The organism is Arthrobacter sp. NPDC057259 (genome assembly GCF_042668995.1).
In the GTDB taxonomy this organism is placed as follows: Bacteria; Actinomycetota; Actinomycetes; order Actinomycetales; family Micrococcaceae; genus Arthrobacter.
The window spans coordinates 64,122-82,511 of record NZ_JBHUYA010000003.1 but is presented as its reverse complement, the minus strand read 5'-3'; the positions used below and the strand labels follow the sequence as shown (position 1 = coordinate 82,511).

General features: G+C 68.5%; 21 protein-coding genes. 12 read left to right on the top strand and 9 right to left on the bottom strand.

Annotated features, from left to right (window positions below):
- The first annotated feature begins 103 nt into the window (after positions 1-103).
- The 3 genes from ACFUCU_RS06275 to rhtB all read left to right on the top strand — a co-directional run bounded on the left by ACFUCU_RS06275 (position 104) and on the right by rhtB (position 1,980).
- Positions 104-622, top strand: a complete 519-nt coding sequence (locus tag ACFUCU_RS06275) for a hypothetical protein (RefSeq protein ID WP_377971446.1) — start codon at positions 104-106, stop codon at positions 620-622.
- 135 nt (positions 623-757) lie between these two features.
- Complete coding sequence (locus ACFUCU_RS06270) at positions 758-1,306, top strand: dihydrofolate reductase family protein (protein WP_377971444.1); 549 nt, start codon at positions 758-760, stop codon at positions 1,304-1,306.
- 50 nt (positions 1,307-1,356) lie between these two features.
- The gene (gene rhtB / locus ACFUCU_RS06265) at positions 1,357-1,980 is read left to right on the top strand and encodes a homoserine/homoserine lactone efflux protein (protein WP_377971442.1); all 624 of its coding nucleotides are present in this window, start codon (positions 1,357-1,359) and stop codon (positions 1,978-1,980) included.
- Between the two features lie 8 nt (positions 1,981-1,988).
- Here rhtB and ACFUCU_RS06260 read toward each other — a convergent pair whose 3' ends face one another.
- From ACFUCU_RS06260 to ACFUCU_RS06240, 5 genes are read right to left on the bottom strand one after another with little or no spacing between them, the layout of a single operon-like run.
- Positions 1,989-3,542 carry a long-chain fatty acid--CoA ligase gene (locus tag ACFUCU_RS06260; RefSeq protein ID WP_377971440.1) on the bottom strand — a complete coding sequence of 518 codons (1,554 nt, stop codon included), beginning with the start codon at positions 3,540-3,542 and terminating at the stop codon, positions 1,989-1,991.
- Positions 3,543-3,576: 34 nt separating this feature from the next.
- Complete coding sequence (locus ACFUCU_RS06255; RefSeq protein ID WP_290256389.1) at positions 3,577-4,032, bottom strand: MaoC family dehydratase; 456 nt, start codon at positions 4,030-4,032, stop codon at positions 3,577-3,579.
- A 26-nt stretch (positions 4,033-4,058) separates the two neighbouring features.
- Positions 4,059-5,267 carry an acyl-CoA dehydrogenase family protein gene (locus ACFUCU_RS06250; protein ID WP_377971439.1) on the bottom strand — a complete coding sequence of 403 codons (1,209 nt, stop codon included), beginning with the start codon at positions 5,265-5,267 and terminating at the stop codon, positions 4,059-4,061.
- A 1-nt stretch (position 5,268) separates the two neighbouring features.
- Positions 5,269-6,162 carry an amidohydrolase family protein gene (locus ACFUCU_RS06245; protein ID WP_377971437.1) on the bottom strand — a complete coding sequence of 298 codons (894 nt, stop codon included), beginning with the start codon at positions 6,160-6,162 and terminating at the stop codon, positions 5,269-5,271.
- A gap of 1 nt (position 6,163) precedes the next feature.
- Entirely contained in the window at positions 6,164-7,099 is a 936-nt protein-coding gene (locus ACFUCU_RS06240) for an SDR family NAD(P)-dependent oxidoreductase (protein ID WP_377971435.1), read from the bottom strand.
- Positions 7,100-7,283: 184 nt separating this feature from the next.
- Between ACFUCU_RS06240 and ACFUCU_RS06235 the strand changes: the two genes are divergently transcribed.
- Complete coding sequence (locus ACFUCU_RS06235) at positions 7,284-7,691, top strand: MarR family winged helix-turn-helix transcriptional regulator (protein ID WP_377971815.1); 408 nt, start codon at positions 7,284-7,286, stop codon at positions 7,689-7,691.
- A gap of 5 nt (positions 7,692-7,696) precedes the next feature.
- On the opposite strand, the gene ACFUCU_RS06230 is transcribed toward ACFUCU_RS06235, so the two are convergent.
- A complete protein-coding gene (locus tag ACFUCU_RS06230) occupies positions 7,697-8,152 on the bottom strand; it encodes a cyclase (RefSeq protein WP_377971434.1) in 456 nt (151 codons plus the stop codon).
- A 97-nt stretch (positions 8,153-8,249) separates the two neighbouring features.
- Between ACFUCU_RS06230 and ACFUCU_RS06225 the strand changes: the two genes are divergently transcribed.
- The 3 genes from ACFUCU_RS06225 to ACFUCU_RS06215 all read left to right on the top strand — a co-directional run bounded on the left by ACFUCU_RS06225 (position 8,250) and on the right by ACFUCU_RS06215 (position 10,226).
- Positions 8,250-8,807 carry a hypothetical protein gene (locus ACFUCU_RS06225; RefSeq protein WP_377971433.1) on the top strand — a complete coding sequence of 186 codons (558 nt, stop codon included), beginning with the start codon at positions 8,250-8,252 and terminating at the stop codon, positions 8,805-8,807.
- Positions 8,808-8,877: 70 nt separating this feature from the next.
- On the top strand, positions 8,878-9,555 hold the full coding sequence (locus ACFUCU_RS06220; protein ID WP_377971432.1) for a M23 family metallopeptidase: 678 nt from the start codon (positions 8,878-8,880) through the stop codon (positions 9,553-9,555).
- On the top strand, positions 9,552-10,226 hold the full coding sequence (locus ACFUCU_RS06215; RefSeq protein WP_377971431.1) for a Type 1 glutamine amidotransferase-like domain-containing protein: 675 nt from the start codon (positions 9,552-9,554) through the stop codon (positions 10,224-10,226). The genes ACFUCU_RS06220 and ACFUCU_RS06215 overlap by 4 nt, the downstream gene beginning before the upstream one ends.
- Here the strand turns inward: ACFUCU_RS06215 and ACFUCU_RS06210 are convergent.
- Together ACFUCU_RS06210 and ACFUCU_RS06205 are read right to left on the bottom strand one after the other, a co-directional pair.
- Positions 10,223-10,657, bottom strand: a complete 435-nt coding sequence (locus ACFUCU_RS06210) for an NUDIX hydrolase (protein WP_377971430.1) — start codon at positions 10,655-10,657, stop codon at positions 10,223-10,225. The two genes, ACFUCU_RS06215 and ACFUCU_RS06210, sit on opposite strands and share 4 nt — an antisense overlap.
- Positions 10,658-11,572: 915 nt before the next feature.
- Positions 11,573-11,977, bottom strand: a complete 405-nt coding sequence (locus ACFUCU_RS06205; protein WP_377971428.1) for a VOC family protein — start codon at positions 11,975-11,977, stop codon at positions 11,573-11,575.
- 49 nt (positions 11,978-12,026) lie between these two features.
- Between ACFUCU_RS06205 and ACFUCU_RS06200 the strand changes: the two genes are divergently transcribed.
- The 4 genes from ACFUCU_RS06200 (at position 12,027) to pabB (ending at position 15,826) form a co-directional block, all read left to right on the top strand.
- A complete protein-coding gene (locus tag ACFUCU_RS06200) occupies positions 12,027-12,557 on the top strand; it encodes a GNAT family N-acetyltransferase (RefSeq protein WP_377971426.1) in 531 nt (176 codons plus the stop codon).
- Between the two features lie 206 nt (positions 12,558-12,763).
- The gene (locus ACFUCU_RS06195) at positions 12,764-13,114 is read left to right on the top strand and encodes a LysM peptidoglycan-binding domain-containing protein (protein ID WP_377971425.1); all 351 of its coding nucleotides are present in this window, start codon (positions 12,764-12,766) and stop codon (positions 13,112-13,114) included.
- A 94-nt stretch (positions 13,115-13,208) separates the two neighbouring features.
- Entirely contained in the window at positions 13,209-13,790 is a 582-nt protein-coding gene (locus ACFUCU_RS06190; RefSeq protein ID WP_377971422.1) for a low molecular weight protein-tyrosine-phosphatase, read from the top strand.
- Complete coding sequence (pabB, locus tag ACFUCU_RS06185) at positions 13,787-15,826, top strand: aminodeoxychorismate synthase component I (protein ID WP_377971420.1); 2,040 nt, start codon at positions 13,787-13,789, stop codon at positions 15,824-15,826. Before ACFUCU_RS06190 ends, pabB begins: the two co-directional genes overlap by 4 nt.
- 41 nt (positions 15,827-15,867) lie before the next feature.
- Here the strand turns inward: pabB and cls are convergent, their stop codons facing one another.
- A complete protein-coding gene (gene cls / locus ACFUCU_RS06180) occupies positions 15,868-17,343 on the bottom strand; it encodes a cardiolipin synthase (RefSeq protein ID WP_290256404.1) in 1,476 nt (491 codons plus the stop codon).
- A gap of 91 nt (positions 17,344-17,434) precedes the next feature.
- Here cls and ACFUCU_RS06175 point away from each other — a divergent pair, with 91 nt between their 5' ends.
- Positions 17,435-18,388: an aminodeoxychorismate lyase gene (locus tag ACFUCU_RS06175; protein ID WP_377971418.1), complete on the top strand. Its 954-nt coding sequence runs from the start codon at positions 17,435-17,437 to the stop codon at positions 18,386-18,388.
- Positions 18,389-18,390: the final 2 nt, after the last annotated feature.

Below are 18,390 nucleotides of genomic sequence, written 5' to 3'. Positions count from 1 at the left end.
GCCACAGTGTTGCCAAAGTCCTGCCCTATCTGCGCGGGCGAGGCTGGGTTAAGCCGCAAAGGTCGGCTGGCCCGGACCCCGGGCTCCAGAAAAGGAGCAACACATGGCAAAGATCAACAAAACCACGGCGGCCATCATGCTGGCAGCGGTGATCGGCGGCGGCGCGGTCGGCGCCGCCGCGGTTCCTGCAATGGCTGCGGACAGCACCGGATCGGCGACCTCGAGCACCGCCACCAGCGGCACTTCATCGGCGGGCGGCTACGGGGCTGCCGGATCCGACGGCGGCCAGCGCGGACCGCACCAGGCGAACGGGAAGACCGAGGAGGTCCTCACCGGCGACACCGCAACCAAGGTGGAGGCAGCGGTCAAGGCAGCCCAGCCGGGTGCGACGATCGACCGGATGGAGACCGACGCCGACGGCGCCACCTACGAGGCCCACATCACGAAGTCCGACGGCACCCACTCGACGGTGCTCCTGGACGGCAACTTCGCCGTGACCGGCACCGAGGACATGGGGCAGGGTGGACCGGGTGGCCACGGCGGCCCCGGTGACGGCGACGGCGACGGCGGCCAGGGCGGCACGGGTCAGAACGACGCCGGCGCTCCCGCCACCAACGGCTGACGCGGCGGGGTCCCCGGCCGCAGGCCCGGGACCCCGACCCACCGGCAGCCGGAGGCAACCCGGCCGCCAAAAACCATTCCCTCGCCGCGGATCTGCCGCTAGGGTGCAGGCATTGACCCGATGTAAGGAGAGCGGATGCGCAAGGTAACGGCCGGATTGTTCAGCTCGGTGGACGGAGTGGTGGAGGACCCTTTCCTCTGGCAGTTCGACAGCTTCGACGCCGAACTGGGGGCCGGTATGGGCGAGATGATGGGCCGGATCGACGCCGGGTTGCTGGGCCGGGTGGGCTACCAGCAGTGGGCCGAGTACTGGCCTAACGCGCAGGCCGATGATGACTTCGGCGCCTTCATCAATCCGCTGCCCAAATACGTGGCCTCCCGGACCCTCAGCGGGGATCTGGCCTGGCAAAACTCGCAGCTGATCCGGGGCCCGCTGGAGGACTTCGTCAGGGAGCTCAAGCAGGGCGATGGCGGCGACATCGGCGTCTTCAGCAGCATCTCCCTGGTCCGTCAGCTGTTCTTCGCCGGGCTTCTGGACAGCCTGATGCTGATCGTCCACCCGGTGGTGGCCGGCAGCGGCCGGAAGCTCTTCAACGACGGCGACCCGCTCAGCCGGCTGGAACTGCAGTCCTCCGAGCAGACCAGCAAGGGCAACATGATCCTCAGTTACGGCCGCCGGGACTGAACAACGGCCCGGATGCGGGCGCCGGCACCGGCGAACCGTAAGCTTGGCGGGTGCAATTTTCCCTCTGGCTGGCCCTGGTCGGCGCCGGCGTCCTGATCAGTTTCACGCCCGGCGCGGGCGCCATCAACACCATGAGCAACTCGCTCAATTCCGGCTTCCGGCGCGCCATCTGGGGCATTCTGGGCCAGCAGGCGGCCCTGGTGGTGCACATCCTGATCGTGGCCCTCGGCGTCGGCGTCCTCGTGGCCAGCTCGCCGCTGGCGTTCAACATCATCCGCTACGCCGGCGCCGCGTACCTGGTGTACCTGGGCATCCAGCAGTTCCGCCACAAGCCGGACCTGGACCAGGAGAAAGCCGCGGCCCTGCGGAACGAGCCGGCGCTCTCCATGTTCCGCCGCGGCCTCTGGGTGAACCTGCTGAACCCGAAGGCGATCGTCTTCTTCCTGGCGTTCATGCCGCAGTTCATCCGCCCCGACCAGCCGCTGGTGCCGCAGTATCTGGTGCTGTCGCTGACCGTGATTGTGATCGACATCCTGGTCATGTGGTTCTTCTTCGCCGCGGCCGCCAAGACCTTCCAGCGGTTCACCCACGACGCTCACGGCCAGAAGATCCTCAACCGCGTCTTCGGTGTGCTGTTCATGGCCGTCGGCGTGCTGCTGGCCCTCATTCACTAAGGGCCTCCCTACACCGCGCCCTGGGTCAGCTTCCGCAGCTCTGCCTTGCGGATCTTACCGCTGGCAGTCCGGGGCATCTGGTCCACAAACACCACGGACTTCGGGATCTTGTACCGGGCCAGCTTCCCGTCCAGGTGCGCGCGCAGCTCCTCCTCGGTCAGCCGCGCCCCGTCCCGCAGCGACACCACGGCCCGCGGCACCTCGCCCCACTTCTCGTCGGCCACGCCAATCACCGCCACGCTGCCGACCGCGTCGAGCTCGGCGATCACCTGCTCGACCTCGGCGGGGTAAATGTTCTCCCCGCCGGAGATGATCATGTCCTTGAGCCGGTCGGAGATGAAGACGAAGCCGTCGTCGTCCGTGTAGCCCATGTCGCCCGACCTGAACCAGCCGTCCGGGGTGTACGACTCGGCGGTGGCTTCGGGCCGGTTCGAGTATTCACGGATGACGTTGGGGCCCTTGATCTGGATCTCCCCCACCGTTCCGGGCGCGGCCGGGCCCGCGTCCGGGTCCAGCGGGTCAGACACCCGGACGTCGGTGAAGAAGTGCGGCAGCCCGGAGGAACCGGCCTTCTCCCGGGACCGTGCCGCCGGCAGCGTGGTGGCGCCGGGGGCGGTCTCGGTCATGCCGTAGCCGTTGGAGAAGTGCAGTCCGCGTCGTTCGTAGGCGTCCAGGACCCGGAGGGGAACGGCCGAGCCGCCGCAGGTGAGCTTGTTCAGCGAGCCCAGCTCCGTGGCGTCCCAGTCCGGGTGCTCGCAGAGCATCTGGAACGTGGTGGGAACCCCGCTGAGGGTGGTGGCCCGGTGCCGCTGGATCAGTTCCAGGGTCCGCCGCGGGTCGAAGCGGGTCTCCAGGACCACGGTGCCGCCCTTGAGCAGAGTGGGCAGCACGCCCATGTCCAGCGAGGCCACGTGGAACATCGGCGAGATCATCAGGGCCACGTCGGTCGAGGAGAAGTCGAAGTCCACCAGCACGTTGATGCAGTTCCAGGTGATGTTGCCGTGAGTGAGCAGCGCCCCCTTGGGGCTGCCGGTGGTGCCGGAGGTGTAGAGGATCATGGCCCCGTCGTCGAGGGTCACGGGCACGTCCGGCGCCTGGGGAGACCCGGCGGCGAGCGCCTGCTCGTAGTCCTCGACGGTGCCGGACACGGCGCCGGTCGTGCCGCCGTCGTCGACCACCAGGCGGGTCCGGACGCCGGTGCCGGCCGCGCCGCGCCCGGCGAGCCCGGCCAGGCTGGCCGCGTGGACCAGGACGGCGGCGCCGCAGTCCTGCAGCTGGAACTGGATCTCCGGTGGGGCCAGGCGGGTGTTCAGCGGGACGAACACGGCACCCCGCAGTCCGGCGGCGAAGAGCGTCTCCAGGAAGGCCGGGTCGTTCTCGCCCAGGTAGGCCACTCGGTGGCCCTTGGTGACGCCGCGGCGGCCCAGGGCGTCGGCCAACCGCGCGGCCCGCTCGGCCAGCTGCGCGTACGTCACGTTCCGCTCGCCGGCGATCACGGCGGTTTTGCTGCCCGACTTGGGGCTGCGCCGTTGCAGCCATGAGCCGATGCCGAAATTCTCCACGGCAGGTCCTTTCGAGAGGCGGAGCCGGGGCGGCTTACTTGTAGAAGCGGGCGAGGAACTCGGCGACGACGGCGGGCCGTTCCTGGCCCTCGATCTCGATGGTGTTGGAGACCTTGATCTGGGCGCCGCCCTTGACCTCGGTGACCTCGGCGATGGTGGCCTGCATCCGGATTCGCGAGCCCACCTTCACCGGGGAGGTGAAGCGGACCTTGTCCAGGCCGTAGTTGACCTTGGTGGTGACGCCCTCGACGTCGAACAGCTCGCCCCAGAACGGGATGATCAGGGACAGGGTCAGGAAGCCGTGCGCGATCGGGGCGCCAAACGGTCCTTCCTTGGCGCGTTCGACGTCGACGTGGATCCACTGATCATCCCCGGTGGCGTCGGCGAACTTGTTGATCTGTTCCTGCGTGATTTCGCGGTATTCGGTGACGCCGAGGTCGGTTCCGGCGAGGGTGAGCAGCTTGTCGAAGTCGACGACGAGGTTGGGCATGGCGGGCTCCTAGGGTTGCGGGGTGGTTAGTGGGTGAAGGCGCTGTGGCCGGTGAGGGCGCGGCCGATGATGAGGGCGTTAATGTCGTGCGTGCCCTCGTAGGAATAGATCGCCTCGGCGTCGGCGTGGAAGCGGGCGACGTCGACCTCCAGCGTGATGCCGTTGCCGCCGACCACCTCCCGCGCCAGCGCCACGGTCTCGCGCATCAGCAAGGAGGTCTGCATCTTGGCCAGCGCCGAATCCTGGTCCCGGTAGACGCCGCGGTCCTGCTGGTCGGTCAACCGGACCACCAGCGAGAGCGCGGAGGTAACGTTGCCGAGCATCCGGGCGAGCTTCTCCTGGACCAGCTGGAACGAGCCCAGCGGCCGGCCGAACTGCTGCCGCTCCGTGACGTAGCGGAGGGCCGCCTCGAACGCGCCGGCGGCGGTGCCGGTGGCAATCCAGGCGACGTCGGAGCGCATCATCCGCAGCATCGCGGCGACGTCGCGGAACGAGTTGACGTTGTGCAGCCGCATCGCTTCGGGGACGCGGACATCCGCCAACGTGATGTGGGCGTTCTGCATCATCCGCAGCGAGGCCTTGCCGTGGATTTTCTCCAGGGTCACGCCCTCGGCCTGCCGGTCCACCAGGAAGCCCTTGACCTGCCCGTCGGCCTCGTCGCGGGCGAAGACGGCCAAGACGTCGGCGGTCAGGGCTCCCCCGATCCAGCGTTTGGCCCCGTTGAGGATCCAGTCTCCGCCGTCGCGGCGGGCGCGGGTGGCCAGGCCGCCGGCGATGTCCGAGCCGTGCTCCGGTTCGGTCAGGGAGAAGACGCCCTTGAGCGAGAAGTCCAGCACCCTTGGGAGCCATTCGTCCCGCTGCTCCGGGGCGGCGCCCACCGTGATGGCCGTCCGGAAGAGGCCGGCCTGGGCGGTGTAGAAGGTGGCCAGCGAGGCGTCCGTGCGCGCCAGCTCGAAGATCCGGAAGCCGTGGTAGATCCCGCGGGCCGGGGTGTGGCCGGGTCCGGGCGGACCGGTCAGATCGGCCGGTTCCATCAGGTCCAGGCCGATCAGCGGGCCGGTCAGCTGGTCCGGGAACTCGCCGCGCTCCCAGTAGTCGGCCAGCAGCGGGTGTGCCTGCTTGTCGAGGAAGGTCCGCAGCCGGCCGAGCACCCGCCGCTCCGCGTCGGTGAGCAGTGCCTCGGCGTCGTAGTAGTCGCAGACGCCGTAGAGGCGTCCCGTGGTTTCCGCGCCCATCTCAATCACCGAGCCCGAGCAGGCGGACGGCGTTGGCCTTGAGGATCTTCGGCCGGACCTCGTCCTTGAGCGGCAGGTCGGCGAAGGCGCCGAGCCATTTTTGCGGGGTGATCAGCGGGAAATCGGTGCCGAAGAGGACCTTGTCCTGCAACACCGAGTTCGACATCCGCACCAGCGACTCCGGGAAGTACTTCGGGGACCAGCCGGAGAGGTCGATGAACACGTTGGACTTGTGCGTGGCGATCGAGTTCGCCTCATCCTGCCAGGGCACGGACGGGTGGGCCATGATGATCTGCAGTTCCGGGAAGTCCGCGGCCACGGCGTCGAGCAGCAGCGGGTTGGAATACGCCAGCTTGATGCCGCAGCCGCCCGGCAGCCCCGCGCCCATGCCGTTCTGGCCGGTGTGGAAAATCGCCGGCAGGCCCAGCTCCTGCAGCGTCTCCCACAGCGGGTAGAACTGCTCGTCGGAGGGGTCGAAGCCCTGCAGGCTGGGGTGGAACTTGAAACCGCGGGCGCCGAGCTCCTCCGCCTGGTGGCGGGCGCCGGTGATGGCGTCCGGGCCGGTGCGCGGGTCGACGCTGCCGAACGGAATCAGCACGTCATTGTTGCGGGCGGCGCCGGCGATCAGCTCGGGAATGCTGTTGGGTTCGTGTTTGAGCTGGGTGCGGGCGTCCACTGTGAAGACGACGGCGGCCATGTTCAGTTGGCGGTAGAGCTCCGCGATCCGGTCCAGCGACGGCGTCCGGTCCTCGGCCTTGAAGTACTTGGCAGAGGCCTCGGTGAGGGTTTCGGGCAGGGAGTTGTGGCCGCAGCTGTCCACCTCGAGGTGGACGTGCATGTCGATCGCGTCGAGCGCGGCCGCGTCGATGCCGGATTCGTACCGGGTCGAGGCCATCTCAGCGGGCCTGGGCCGGTTCGGGCTGCAGCTCCTCCGGCAGCGGCAGGAATTCCTCGCCCACGCTCTGCAGCTTGTCGCCGAAGAGTGAGTCGAAGTTCTCCACGAGGTCCTGGTAGCCCCAGCCGCCCTCGCGGTATTCGGTGGCGGCGGCCTCCGGGTGGGTCCAGAGCTGGAGCCGGTCGCCGCCGGCGCCGATGGCCTGGCCGGTGATCCCGGCGGCGGCGTCGGAGGCCAGGAACGCGACCAGCCCGGCGACGTCGTCGGCGGTGCCGAAGCCCAGCTCGTGGCGGAAGAAGGCCGGCATGGCCTCGCCGCGCTCGTCCGCCTCTACGGCCTTCTGGAAGTACGGGACGGTCTTGGTCATGGCGGTGGCGGCCACGGGGATGACGGCGTTGGCGGTGACTCCGGCCTTCTTCATCTCCAGCGCCCAGGTGCGGACCATGCCCACGATCCCGGCCTTGGCGGCAGCGTAGTTGGTCTGGCCGAAGTTGCCGCGCTGGCCGGTGGGCGAACCGATGGTGATGATGCGGCCGGGAACCTGGTTTTCCTTGAAGTAGCCGAACGCCTCCCGGGCGCAGGTGAAGGTGCCCTTGAGGTGCACGTTGATGACGGCGTCGAAGTCCTCGTCCGTCATCTTCAGTAGGCTCTTGTCCCGCAGGATGCCGGCGTTGGTGACCAGGATGTCCAGCCGGCCGAACGTGTCGACCGCCGCCTGAACCAGCTGCCTGGCCACCCCGGAGCTGCCCACGGGGGCGACGACGGCGGTGGCGCGGCCGCCGTCGGCCTCGATGGTGCGGACGGCGTCGGCTGCAACCGCCTCGTCGACGTCGTTGACGACGACGGCGGCGCCCTGCCGGGCCAGTTCCCGGGCGTAGGCCAGGCCCAGCCCTCGACCGCTGCCGGTGACGATCGCTACTTTTCCTGCGAGGCTCATTGCCGCTCCTTTGCTAGCTGCCGCGCGTCCTGCACGGCGGCGTGGGACGTTGTTCTGGATCCATGAAAGTATGGATAATTGAGAAAGTCAATGATTTATTTTGTCGACCATTGGAGCCGGAATGACGATCGAAGCCGCGGACGCATCGGGCACGGACCGGGCGGAGAAGCTCACGGCCGCGCCCATGGCTGGCGACGCCGGGTTCCTGCTGGCGAAGCTCCATGTCGCCGGCTCCGTCCTGAACAACCGGGCGCTGGCCGGGTTCGGGTTGAAGGAACGCTCCTTCTCCGTGCTGGCCCTTGCCGCCTCCGGGCTGGAGCCGACCCAGCGCGAGATGGCGGAGTTCCTCAGCCTGGATCCCAGCCAGATCGTGGCGTTGATCGATGAGCTGGAGGGCCGGGAGCTGGTGATGCGTGCGCCCGGCAAGCAGGACCGGCGCGCCAAGACGGTCACCACCACCGAGGAGGGCGACGGCGTCTTCCGGCAAGCGACGTCGGCCGCCCGGGAGGCCGAGGCCGCCGCCCTGGCCCGGCTCAGCGCCGAGGAGTCCGGTCAGTTGAAGGCCCTGCTCCGGAAGGCGCTGTGGGGTTAAACGGGCTACTCAATGAGCGTGCCGCCGGCAAGATGCCGGTTGCGCGTCTCGATCAGCTGTTTGAGGTAGCGGGCGAGCACCGCTTTCTCGACCAGACGCCCGAGGGGGCCGAACGGCGCCGAGAACTCGATGCGGTCCAGCATGAGGGTTCCTGCCCCGTCCGCCCTGAATTCATGAACGTGCCGGAACCGCCGGAACGGACCCCTCACCTGCTCGTCGACGAAGTAGTCGGGCGCGTGCATCTCCGTAATCCGGCTGGTCATGCGCAGCGGAACGCCGAAATGGTGAGCCCGCCAGGTCACTTCCTCGCCGAGGGAAATGAGCCCCGAGGTCACCCCGCCGATGGCTTCTTCCCGGGAGTGCGCGAGGGAATCTTTGTGGACATCGATGTTCCGCGCACGATCGAACATTTCCGCCGGGGGCATGGTGGTCCGCGTCCTGCATTCGAAAGTGACGGCCATCGTCAGAGTATTGCAGGGTTTTGACGCCGCCCTGATCCGCATTCGATATCCCGCTCCCGCTATTTCACCCGGGCCGTCCCTATGCAAGACTGCCCGCATGGACGATCCGCGAAGCCGCATCCTTCCCCTTCTCCGCCAAGGCGAGCAGCTGTTGTGGGCCGGCCAACCTGATCCGAAGGTTCGTTTCACCGGTGCCGATGCATTCCTCGTTCCCTTCAGCATTCTGTGGGCAGGATTCGCGGTCTTTTGGGAATTCACGGCCATCCGCACAGCCTCTCAGCCATTCTTCGTGATCTGGGGTGTGCCGTTCGTCCTGCTGGGCCTTTATTTCATCTTCGGCCGGTTCATCGTGAAAGGGCGCAGGAAGCGGATCACAGCCTATGGACTTACTGACCGCAGGGCCATTGTCTGCGTCGGCGACCGGACCGTCGTGGATTCCCCGCTGGGCAATGTGCCCACCAAGATCGACCGATCGCGCGACGGCCGCCATGCGAATGTGGTGTTCGGCCAACAGGGTTTGATGGGCGTTGTCGGCATGTATCAGAACACCGGTCTCGACTTCATGGGTCTGGGAATGGGCCAGGCCGTCGCCTTTTACGACGTCGCCGATCCTGGCGATCTGCTGAGGGCGCTGGACCGCGTCGGGGTTCGGTGAGCACCCGGATCAGGGGCCGGATGTGTGTGGACCCTAATCTCCGTGAATCGCAGACACCAGAATGAACCGCATGGCCCTGGCTGCGAACTACGGTCCTCCCGTCGTGCTGGGGTACCCCTTGGCCGGGAGCTTCCGGGCACGGAACAGCCCCGCGCGGAGGGTTCCGAGCCACGGCACGGACCTGATGGGGACAACGTTCGCCATCGATTTCATCCCCGTTGATGAGGACGGGAGGTCCGCGCCGTTGAACTGGCGGGCTGTGGCTGCGACGGAGCGGCCCGAAACCTTCGTGGGATTTGGGACCGATGTGATGGCGCCAGCCGCCGGGCGCGTCGTGGTGGCCCACGACGGCGAGGACGATCACGCGGCACGCCGGTCGCAACTGACGCTGCTTGCCTACATGGCAGGGCAGCCCCGGCGCATCCGGCGCGGGACGGGCGCCATTGCGGGGAACCACGTAGTCGTCGCTATGGGCGGCAACGGCAACGGGCCGTACGTCTTGATTGCCCACCTGCGGAAGGGGTTCGTCAGCGTGGGCGTGGGCGACGTCGTCGAGCAGGGCCAGGTGATCGGACAGTGTGGAAACTCAGGAAACAGCACCCAGCCGCATGTCCATGTCCAGGTAACGGACAGCGTCGACTGGCCCCGTGCGCACGGACTTCCCCTCGCGTTCCGGACTGCCACCGGCATCGAACTGCCCGGAGAGTCCCAGATCATCCGATCCCCCACCACCGGAGGTAGCTCTTGAAGCTCTTGCTGACATCAGGCGGCGTCACGAATCCGAGCATCCGCTCCGCGCTGCTCGACCTCCTGGACAAGCCCATCGAGGAGTGCCACGCCCTGGCCATCCCCACGGCGCAGTGGGGGCACCCCGCGTGCGGACCGGCGTCGGCGCAGCGTTTCGTGTCCGCGGGGGCCGGCTCGCCGCACATGTCCGGCCTGGGCTGGGCATCGGTCGGCGTCCTTGAACTCACCGCGCTGCCGAGTATTGGGCAGGAACGATGGGTCCCGTGGGTCCGGGATGCCGACGTGCTCCTGGTCGACGGCGGTGACGCAAGCTACCTGGCCCACTGGATCCGCGAGTCCGGGCTGGGCAAAATCCTGCCGTCGCTCACCGAAACGGTCTGGGTCGGGGTAAGCGCCGGGAGTATGGTCATGGCTCCGCGGATAGGGAAGGACTTCGTCCATTGGCCGCCCGCGCCGGACGACCGCACCCTTGGAGTGGTGGACTTTGCGATCTTCCCGCACCTGTACGCCTTCCCGACCAACACCATGGCCGACGCCGAACGGTGGGCGGAGGAGCTGGGCACCCCGGCCTACGCCATCGACGAGCAGACTGCCATCGCAGTGGTCGACGGCTCCGTCGACGTGATTTCCGAGGGAACGTGGAGGAGGTTCGGCCAACGCTGTGGCCGCTAGTCCCGGACCCCCGCAAGCCAGTCCAGGAGCATTGGCATCGCTCCCGCCGGGTACAGCGGACGGTCAAGAGCCCTGATGCGCCTCCAGCCCACGGGGCTGCCTTCATCCAGTACCCGCAGCTCTGCGTCCAGCGGCAGGCCATCCAGACAGTCCGAGTCAACCGCGAAGACATGGACAATCTCGTGACCGGTCATCCCCTCGAAGGTGAAGATATTCTCCAGGACGCCGAGCATGTGCACTGCCGCCAAACTCACCCCAAGTTCCTCGACGAATTCACGGCGAAGGGCTTCTTCGGCGGTTTCGCCAAACTCGATTCCTCCCCCGATTGCTCGGTGGAAAACCTCTCCTGTTGAGGAGTCGGATCCATCCGAAACGAGAACACATCCGTTGCGGACCGGCAGTCCCACTGCCAGGTTTCGGATCGAGTGCATGGTCGCCATCCTAGGAGCCGCTGCATGCCGGAACGCGTTGGCCACACCCGGCGTTCGTTGTCCGGCTGTGCGGCCGGTGTTAGCGTGGGGGCGATTGGGGGAGGTGCTGTGGCGGGTTTGGACGGGCTGGAACGCTTTGTACAGCTGGATGTCGCGGTCCGCGCGACCTTCGCTTCCGGACTGCCTCCTATCGCGGCCGTAGCGCTTTTGGCGCTGGTCATTGCCACGGCCATCCTCATGGCCCACACCTTTGAGGCACTTCTCAACCGCCGCGTTGTCTTCAGTGGCGGCGCCGTCGTCGGTGTTACCGACAGGCCGCTCAGGCGGCCACCCCTCTCAGCCGCGTGGCCGCCGCCTGCCGGCGGCCCGGGTCCGCGCGCTCCCGGCGGTTACGCAAACCGCCCCTGAGCATTCAGTAACCGCAGTCCACGGTCTGGCCCTTCGCGGGCAGAGCCGATCCGGCTTGCTGCTCCTCGCCGGCTCACTGGGCGACGTCGTAACCGAGTCATTCGCCACCACCGCCTGGAGTTTATTGCCGTGTCCCCGCACATCCCCGTACGCCCGGTGCCTGCGATGCACCGGCCGCTCAATTCCCGAACCATCCGCCGCCTCGCCTTGCAGTATCGCCTGGGCCGCCGCCTCTACCGCCGCGTGGCACTGCGGTCTCTCTCGTTCGGGGGCTGGGTCTGGCTCGCTGCCGGCTCGGCCATTGGATTCGAAGCCTTCGACATCCTCTTCGGCACCTTCGCCGTGGCGCCCGAACTGCTCCCGTTCGCCGTCCTGGGGATCGCCCTGGCATGGTACTTCCGGGAGCGGTTGAGGCGGCTTCTGGCGCGTGCCCGCGCACATCGACGGCTCTGGAGGCTATCCGGAGGTCGGTGGTGGCGACGAAAGCGGGCCTGACCGGACCCGCGACTACCCGGCCGCCACGAGTTCGACTTCGAAGCCGTCCGAGTTCACCAGGTACCCGGCGTAGTGGTCGGGGCCGCCGGCGTGCGGGTATCTGTCGGCGAAAAGCTGCTGCCAGCCGTGGCCGGCCCCCTCCCTGATGAGGGTGTCCACCTGCTCCCGGGGTCCGGCGTGGAAAGCCAGGTGGTTCAGGCCGGGAGAGGTTCGCTCGTGCAGACGGCCGCTCAAAGCCGGGGACTCTTCGGCCACGATGTAGGTTCCGCCGAGCCGCCAGCTGCTCCCCAGATCCCAGTTCTGGAAGGGCTCGTATCCCAGCCGACCGAGAATCCAGCCCCACTCTTCCCGGGCCCGGCCGATGTGGGGAACCCACAGTTCGATGTGGTGCAGGGACCCGGTGGGAGGTGTATTCACGGTGCGAGTCTCCCACAGCAGGACGGCGGTGACGTGGCAGACTGCCAGTGTGATCCCGTCCCTCACCCTGCCCGCGACCCTGCACACCCCCGCCCGGGAGCTGACCCTGCGCAGGGCCACCGAGAATGACCTCGCCGCCCTGATGCGGCTCCTCGCCGACGACCCGATCAGCGCAGCCAGGGGCGACCAGGCCGACGCCTCGGATACCGAGGCCTACCGCTCCGCGCTGCTGGAGATCACCGCGGACCCCGCCAACGAGCTGCTCGTCGTGACGGACGACGGCGGTGAGCTGATGGGCACGATGCAGCTCACCAGGATCCCCGGCATGGCCCGGCGCGGTTCCACCCGGCTCCTGGTGGAAGCCGTCCGCGTCCGGAGCGATACCCGTTCGGGAGGTATTGGAACGGCCATGATGTGCTGGGTCACCGACACCGCCGCCCCGGAACTCGGCGCGTCCCTGGTCCAGCTCACCTCGGACGAGGCCCGCAAGGATGCCCACCGGTTCTACGAGCGCCTGGGCTTTGTGGGATCCCACCGCGGGTTCAAATACCCGATCCCGTCTTCGGCCGGCAGCAAATGACGCGCACCTCCGGGGCCGCCCGGGCGTCCCTCGGCGTGATCGCTGCGGCGTGCGCAGCCCTGTTCGCGCTCACCGGCTGCGACTATGCGCCCGCGCCGGACAGGCCAACGGCAATAGCGCCGACAACGGCGTCGGCGACTGCCCAAGCGTCGACGACGGCCTCCGCCCTGCGCGGCACCACCCAAACCAACAGGTTCCATCTGCCCATGAGCTACACGAGCGTGGAGGGAGACACGTGGGACGGCGTCGCACTGGCCTTCGGGATGAAGACGTCATATCTCCGGGCCTTCAACCCCGACGCACCCCTCGCCAGCGGCGCTGTCCTGGATCTCCGGGGCAGGAACCTGCCGCAGCGGGGCGCCAACGGGACTTTTGACGAGCAGGCCGACGGCTCCGGAACCTACACCGTCCGACCGGAGGACTCCTTCCTGGGGCTCACCAGCCGGTTCGGTGTCCCCGAGTACGCCATTCGGGCGGCCAACGCCTCCATCCGCGGCATGGATGGGGTGCTTTCGGTCGAGCCCGGCGAATCCATCACCATTCCCAGCAGCCGCTGACACGGCCGGCGGGCCGGCGCCACTTCTGTCTGCGTGACCGGTCACACAGCGTCCTTTGCTGGTCAACGGGCCCGCGCATCCCTCATGCTTAGTCATGACCTCAACGCGGAGCCAGTACCGGATTATCACGGTGTGCACCGGCAACATTTGCCGGTCGCCCATGGCCGAGCTGATGCTGGCCGAGGCCCTGGCCGCGGCACAGCTGACCGGCGTGGACGTCGACTCTGCCGGCATCACCGCCTACGAGGTGGGACGCCCCATCGATCCGCGGGCCGCCCGTAAGCTCGCCGCCCACCAGATTCCCTCGGCGGCCCACATCGCGCGCGAATGGCGCAACGACTGGTTCCAGTCCCGGGATCTCATCCTTGCCATGGACGTTGACCACTACGGCTGGTTGCGGCAGGCGGCCCCCGACGCCGCTTCCCTGTCCAAAATCCGCATGCTCCGCAGCTTCGATCCCGCCGTCGCGGGCAGGGACCCTCTGGACCAGGGCATCGAAGACCCATGGTACGGCGGCCACACCGACTTCGACATCACCTGGGACCTGATCCACGCATCCCTGCCCGGCCTCCTCGACCACGTCCGGGCCGCGCTGGCCCACGCCGCCGCCGACCTCCGTCCCCTCCCGGACCCGGAAGAAGCCGACACGGAGCAGCGGGTACGCTCTATTTCATGAGCCCCGCACCCGTCATCATCGCCATCGACGGACGCTCCGGGGCAGGCAAAACCACCCTCGCCATTGAACTCGCGGCCCGGCTGCGGGAGCACCGCACGGTCTCGCTCTTCCACCTTGAGGACATCTACCCGGGCTGGAACGGACTTGCCGCCGGGATCGACCGCTACGCCGCCACCGTCCTGGCCCCGCTCCGGCGCGGCGCCACCGCGCACTGGACCAGCTGGGACTGGGAGCGGCACTATGACGGCGATGCGCGCACCACCCGGCCGGCCGACGTCGTCCTGGTGGAGGGAGTCGGGGCGGCGGCTGCCGCGGCCGCGCCATACCTCGACGCCGTGATCTGGACCGACGCCCCCGACGGCGCCCGCAAGGACCGCGCCTTGGAGCGCGACGGCGACACCTACGCCCCCTACTGGGAGCAGTGGGCAGAGCAGGAAGAGGCCTGGCTGGCCGGCGACGATGTCCCCACCCGGGCCGACGTCAGGGTCCTCAACCACGCCGACGGCGACGCCCCCGGCCAGGTGCTGCAGGCGCTCCTGCACCTTCCCGCGCTGGCCACGCTGCTGCACCCGGAACGACAGGCCTGCCACGCGGTGCCCCTGCACGCCGAGCGGATCGACGCCGTGCCGGACCCCGCGCGCCTCTTCGACGCTCTCTACGGCGGCTCGGGGCGCGCCGTGTGGCTCGATTCCTCCCTCACCAGCGACCCGGCGGGCCGGGGCCGCTTCAGCATCCTGGCCGACGACGGCGGCAGCCACGGCCAGTCGGTCCTGCACCGCTCCGGCCGCACCAGCATCCGCGCGGGCGGCGCCGCGGCCACCATCGAGGGCGGCTTCTTCCGCTGGCTCGACGCCGCGTGGGAGGCGCGGCCGCTCCGCTCCCCCGACGGATACGGGTGCGGTTTCGCCCTGGGCTGGCTGGGCTACCTCGGCTACGAACTCAAACGTGAAACCGGGGGCAGTGACGTGCGCGCGGACACCCCGGACGCCGCGCTCATTTTCGCCGGCCGGGCCGTGATTCTCGACCATGCGGAGGGTGCCGTCTGGCTGCTGGCCCTGGCGGACCCCGACGCCGCCGGGTGGCTGGATATGGCCCGCGCTGCGGTGGGCGCGGCATCAATTGCTAACAGCACGACCGTGCTAGAAAGCGCGGACAACGGGGGTGACGCCGCAGCACCGGTGTTCGCCGCCCGGGACACCGCGGCCGGCTACCGGGCCAAGATCGCCGCGGCAGGGCACCAGATCGCCGAGGGCAACAGCTACGAGGTCTGCCTCACCACCGCCCTCACCGCCGCGGTTCCGGCCGGCGGCGTCGACCCATGGGAGACCTACCAGGCGCTGCGGCGCCGGAATCCCGCCCCGTTCGCCAGCTTCCTGCGCCTGGACAACGTCGCGGTCGCCAGCACCTCCCCGGAGAGGTTCCTGCGGATCACCGCCGACGGCGCCATGCGGGCGGAACCGATTAAGGGCACACGCCGCCGGTCAGCGGACCCGGCAGCGGACCGGGCGCTGCGGGACGAGCTGGCCGCCGCGCCAAAGGACCGGGCCGAGAACATCATGATCGTGGACCTGCTGCGCAACGACCTCAGCCACTTCGCCGTCACCGGATCCGTCTCCGTCAGCCGGCTCTGCGCTGTGGAGAGCTACGCCACCGTGCACCAGATGGTGAGCACCATCGATGCCCGGCTCCGGCCCGGCGCGTCCCGGGCCGAGGCGGTGGCGGCGTGCTTCCCGGCAGGCTCCATGACCGGCGCACCCAAGGTCAGCACCATGGCCATTCTGGACCACCTTGAGTCGGCCCCGCGCGGCGTCTACTCCGGCGCCGTCGGCTACTTCTCGCTCGACGGCGGCACGGACCTCGCCGTCGCCATCCGCACCCTGGTGATGCACGACGACGGCGCGGCGGGCACCACCCTGAGCCTCGGCGTCGGCGGCGCGATCACCGCCGACTCGGACCCCGCCGAGGAATACGAGGAGATCCGCACCAAGGCCTTCGGCGTGCTCTCGGCCCTCGGTTCGGTGTTCCCGCCCGGCTGAAGCCCCGCCTGGTGCCCTCCTGAAGCCCGGCTGAAAGCCCTTTACTGCAGGGTTGCGGTCAGGCGGGCGACGTTGTCGATGTACTTGATCCGGCGCGGGCGCTTCATCCACTCCTCCAGCGTCAGCTCGCGGGAGATGCCCCGGTAGGTCTCCTCGACCTCGCGGATCCGGCTGACGATGTCCTCGCCGAGCATCATCACGGAGACTTCGAGGTTCAGCGAGAAGGAGCGCATGTCCATGTTGCTCGAGCCCAGCACGGCCACCTCGTTGTCCACGGTGAAGTGTTTGGCGTGGAGCACGAACGGGGCCTTGTAGAGGTAGATCCGCACCCCGGCCTCCAGCAGCGCCTGGTAATAGGACTGCTGGGCGTGGTGGACCAGGAATTGGTCGCCCTTCTCGGAGACGAAAAGTTCGACGTCGACGCCGCGTTGGGCCGCAGTGGTCACCGCGTACAGCAGCGAATCGTCCGGGACGAAGTAGGGGCTGCAGATGGAGAGCTTGTGCTGGGCGGAGTAAATCAGCGTGTTGAAGAGGCGGAGGTTGTTCTCCGTGATGAACCCGGGACCGCTGGGAACCACCTGCGCGGTGACGTGGCCCGGCACCGACTCGGGCCGGTGGCCCAGTTGGTGCTCAAGCGACTCGTCCGTCTCGCTGAGCCAGTCTGTGGCGAAAACGACGTTCAGGGTGGTGACGATCTGGCCGCGCATGCAGGCCATCAGCTCCACCCATTCGCGGCCCACCTTGCGGTGCTTCGGGTTGTTATAGGACGGCTCGATCAGGTTTTGTGAGCCGGTGAAGGCGACCTCGCCGTCGATCACCATGATCTTCCGGTGGTTGCGCAGGTCAGGGCGGCGCCACTGGCCGTGGACCGGCTGCAGGGGCAGCATCGGCCGCCAGCGGATCTTGCTGGCCTTGAGCCGGGCGATCAGCTTGCTGTAGCCCTTGATCCGCAAGGTCCCGAGGTGGTCGAACAGCAGCCGGACCTCGACGCCGCGCTCGGCGGCCTCCTCCAGCGCCGTCAGCAGGTCATCGGTGACGTGGTCCGAGCTGAGGATGTAGAACTCGGCGTTGATGAAGCTCTTGGCCTCGCGGGCCGCGGCGGCCATCGCCTTGATTGAATCCGGGTAGCCGGGCAGCAGTTCCACGCTGTTGTTGTCGACCATGGGGAGCGAGCCCAGGGTCTTGTTCAGTTCCGCGGCGGAGGCCACCCATTCCGGGCCGTCGTAGCGGCTCTCGACGGCGGCCAGTTCCGAGGTGCCGGCGCGGATCCGGGTGTTCACGGCCTCCTGCTGGGCACGGCGGCGGCGGGAGAGCCGGAAGTTGCCGAACAGCAGGAACAGCACCAGCCCGACGGAGGGGACGAAGAAAATGCCGAGCAGCCACGCCATGGCAGTGGTGGGGCGGCGGTTGCCGGGGATGATGCCCAGCGCCAGCACGCGGATGGCGAGGTCGATCAGCGTGAGGATCAGGATCGCCCAGGACGGGAGTGACCCCACGAACGGTAAAGGCCAGAGCACAGGCGAACCCCTCAAGTTCCAGACCCGCGGAACAGTTCCGGAACGGGCAATTTCCAAATCCTATCCCGGCGCGCCGCACTAAGCTGAAGGCATGACTACGTCGTCCGCATCCGCTCCCGCCAACGCCACGGTGCTGGTCTTCCTCGATCCCGCTTTCGAGGACGGCCGCGTCGCCGACTCCTCCAAGCCACAGCTGATGGCCACGGACCAGGGTGCCACCCGCGGCGACGGCATCTTCGAATCCCTCCTGGCCGTGGGCGGCCAGCCCCGCAAACTGCCGCGGCACCTGGCCCGACTGGCCGGTTCGGCGCGGACGCTGGAGCTGGATATTCCGGCGGAGGACGCCTGGCGGAAGGCCATCGGGACGGCGCTCCGGGAGTTCCGTGCGGGTGCCCCCGAGGACGGCGACGACGAGGTGGTGGTGAAGCTGATCGCCACCCGCGGCGTCGAGGGCTCCGCCCTTCCGACCTGCTGGGTGCAGGCCTCCACCCCGCCCGCGGCCGGCCGCGAGCAGCGCGAGAGCGGCATCGACGTGATCCTGCTGGACCGCGGCTATGACAGCGAGGTGGGCGAGCGCGCGCCGTGGCTGCTGCTCGGCGCGAAGACCCTCTCCTACGCGGTGAACATGGCCGCGCTGCGCTACGCCCACCACCAGGGCGCCGACGACGTGATCTTCACGTCCTCCGACGGACGGGTGCTGGAGGGCCCGACGTCGACCGTGCTGCTGGCGCACCTGGAAACCGCCGACGACGGCGACGGCGGGACCCGAACGGTGCGCCGGCTGATAACCCCGCAGCTGGACAGCGGCATTCTCCCCGGCACCTCGCAGGGGGCCCTGTTCGCCGCCGCGAAGGCCGCCGGCTGGGAGCTGGGCTACGGCCCGCTGGTGCCGGAGGACCTCTACGACGCCGACGCCGTGTGGCTGATCTCCAGCATCCGGCTGCTGGCGCCGGTCAACCACATCGACGGCAAGGAAATCGGCACCGCCGACGTCCGCCGCCAGCTGACCGCCGAACTGAATGAACTGTTCGCCACGGTCCAGTAGCT

Excerpts from the sequence above, each read along its gene's own strand:
- ACFUCU_RS06275 (WP_377971446.1), top strand. The coding sequence starts at position 104 with ATGGCAAAGATCAACAAAACCACGGCGGCCATCATGCTGGCAGCGGTG.
- ACFUCU_RS06235 (WP_377971815.1), top strand. The coding sequence starts at position 7,284 with ATGGCTGGCGACGCCGGGTTCCTGCTGGCGAAGCTCCATGTCGCCGGC.
- ACFUCU_RS06195 (WP_377971425.1), top strand. The coding sequence starts at position 12,764 with ATGAGCTACACGAGCGTGGAGGGAGACACGTGGGACGGCGTCGCACTG.
- ACFUCU_RS06255 (WP_290256389.1), bottom strand. The coding sequence starts at position 4,032 with ATGCCCAACCTCGTCGTCGACTTCGACAAGCTGCTCACCCTCGCCGGA.
- ACFUCU_RS06245 (WP_377971437.1), bottom strand. The coding sequence starts at position 6,162 with ATGGCCTCGACCCGGTACGAATCCGGCATCGACGCGGCCGCGCTCGAC.
- ACFUCU_RS06250 (WP_377971439.1), bottom strand. The coding sequence starts at position 5,267 with ATGGGCGCGGAAACCACGGGACGCCTCTACGGCGTCTGCGACTACTAC.
- ACFUCU_RS06230 (WP_377971434.1), bottom strand. The coding sequence starts at position 8,152 with ATGGCCGTCACTTTCGAATGCAGGACGCGGACCACCATGCCCCCGGCG.
- ACFUCU_RS06220 (WP_377971432.1), top strand. The coding sequence starts at position 8,878 with ATGGCCCTGGCTGCGAACTACGGTCCTCCCGTCGTGCTGGGGTACCCC.
- ACFUCU_RS06175 (WP_377971418.1), top strand. The coding sequence starts at position 17,435 with ATGACTACGTCGTCCGCATCCGCTCCCGCCAACGCCACGGTGCTGGTC.
- ACFUCU_RS06225 (WP_377971433.1), top strand. The coding sequence starts at position 8,250 with ATGGACGATCCGCGAAGCCGCATCCTTCCCCTTCTCCGCCAAGGCGAG.
- ACFUCU_RS06270 (WP_377971444.1), top strand. The coding sequence starts at position 758 with ATGCGCAAGGTAACGGCCGGATTGTTCAGCTCGGTGGACGGAGTGGTG.
- pabB (WP_377971420.1), top strand. The coding sequence starts at position 13,787 with ATGAGCCCCGCACCCGTCATCATCGCCATCGACGGACGCTCCGGGGCA.
- ACFUCU_RS06210 (WP_377971430.1), bottom strand. The coding sequence starts at position 10,657 with ATGCACTCGATCCGAAACCTGGCAGTGGGACTGCCGGTCCGCAACGGA.
- ACFUCU_RS06190 (WP_377971422.1), top strand. The coding sequence starts at position 13,209 with ATGACCTCAACGCGGAGCCAGTACCGGATTATCACGGTGTGCACCGGC.
- ACFUCU_RS06240 (WP_377971435.1), bottom strand. The coding sequence starts at position 7,099 with ATGAGCCTCGCAGGAAAAGTAGCGATCGTCACCGGCAGCGGTCGAGGG.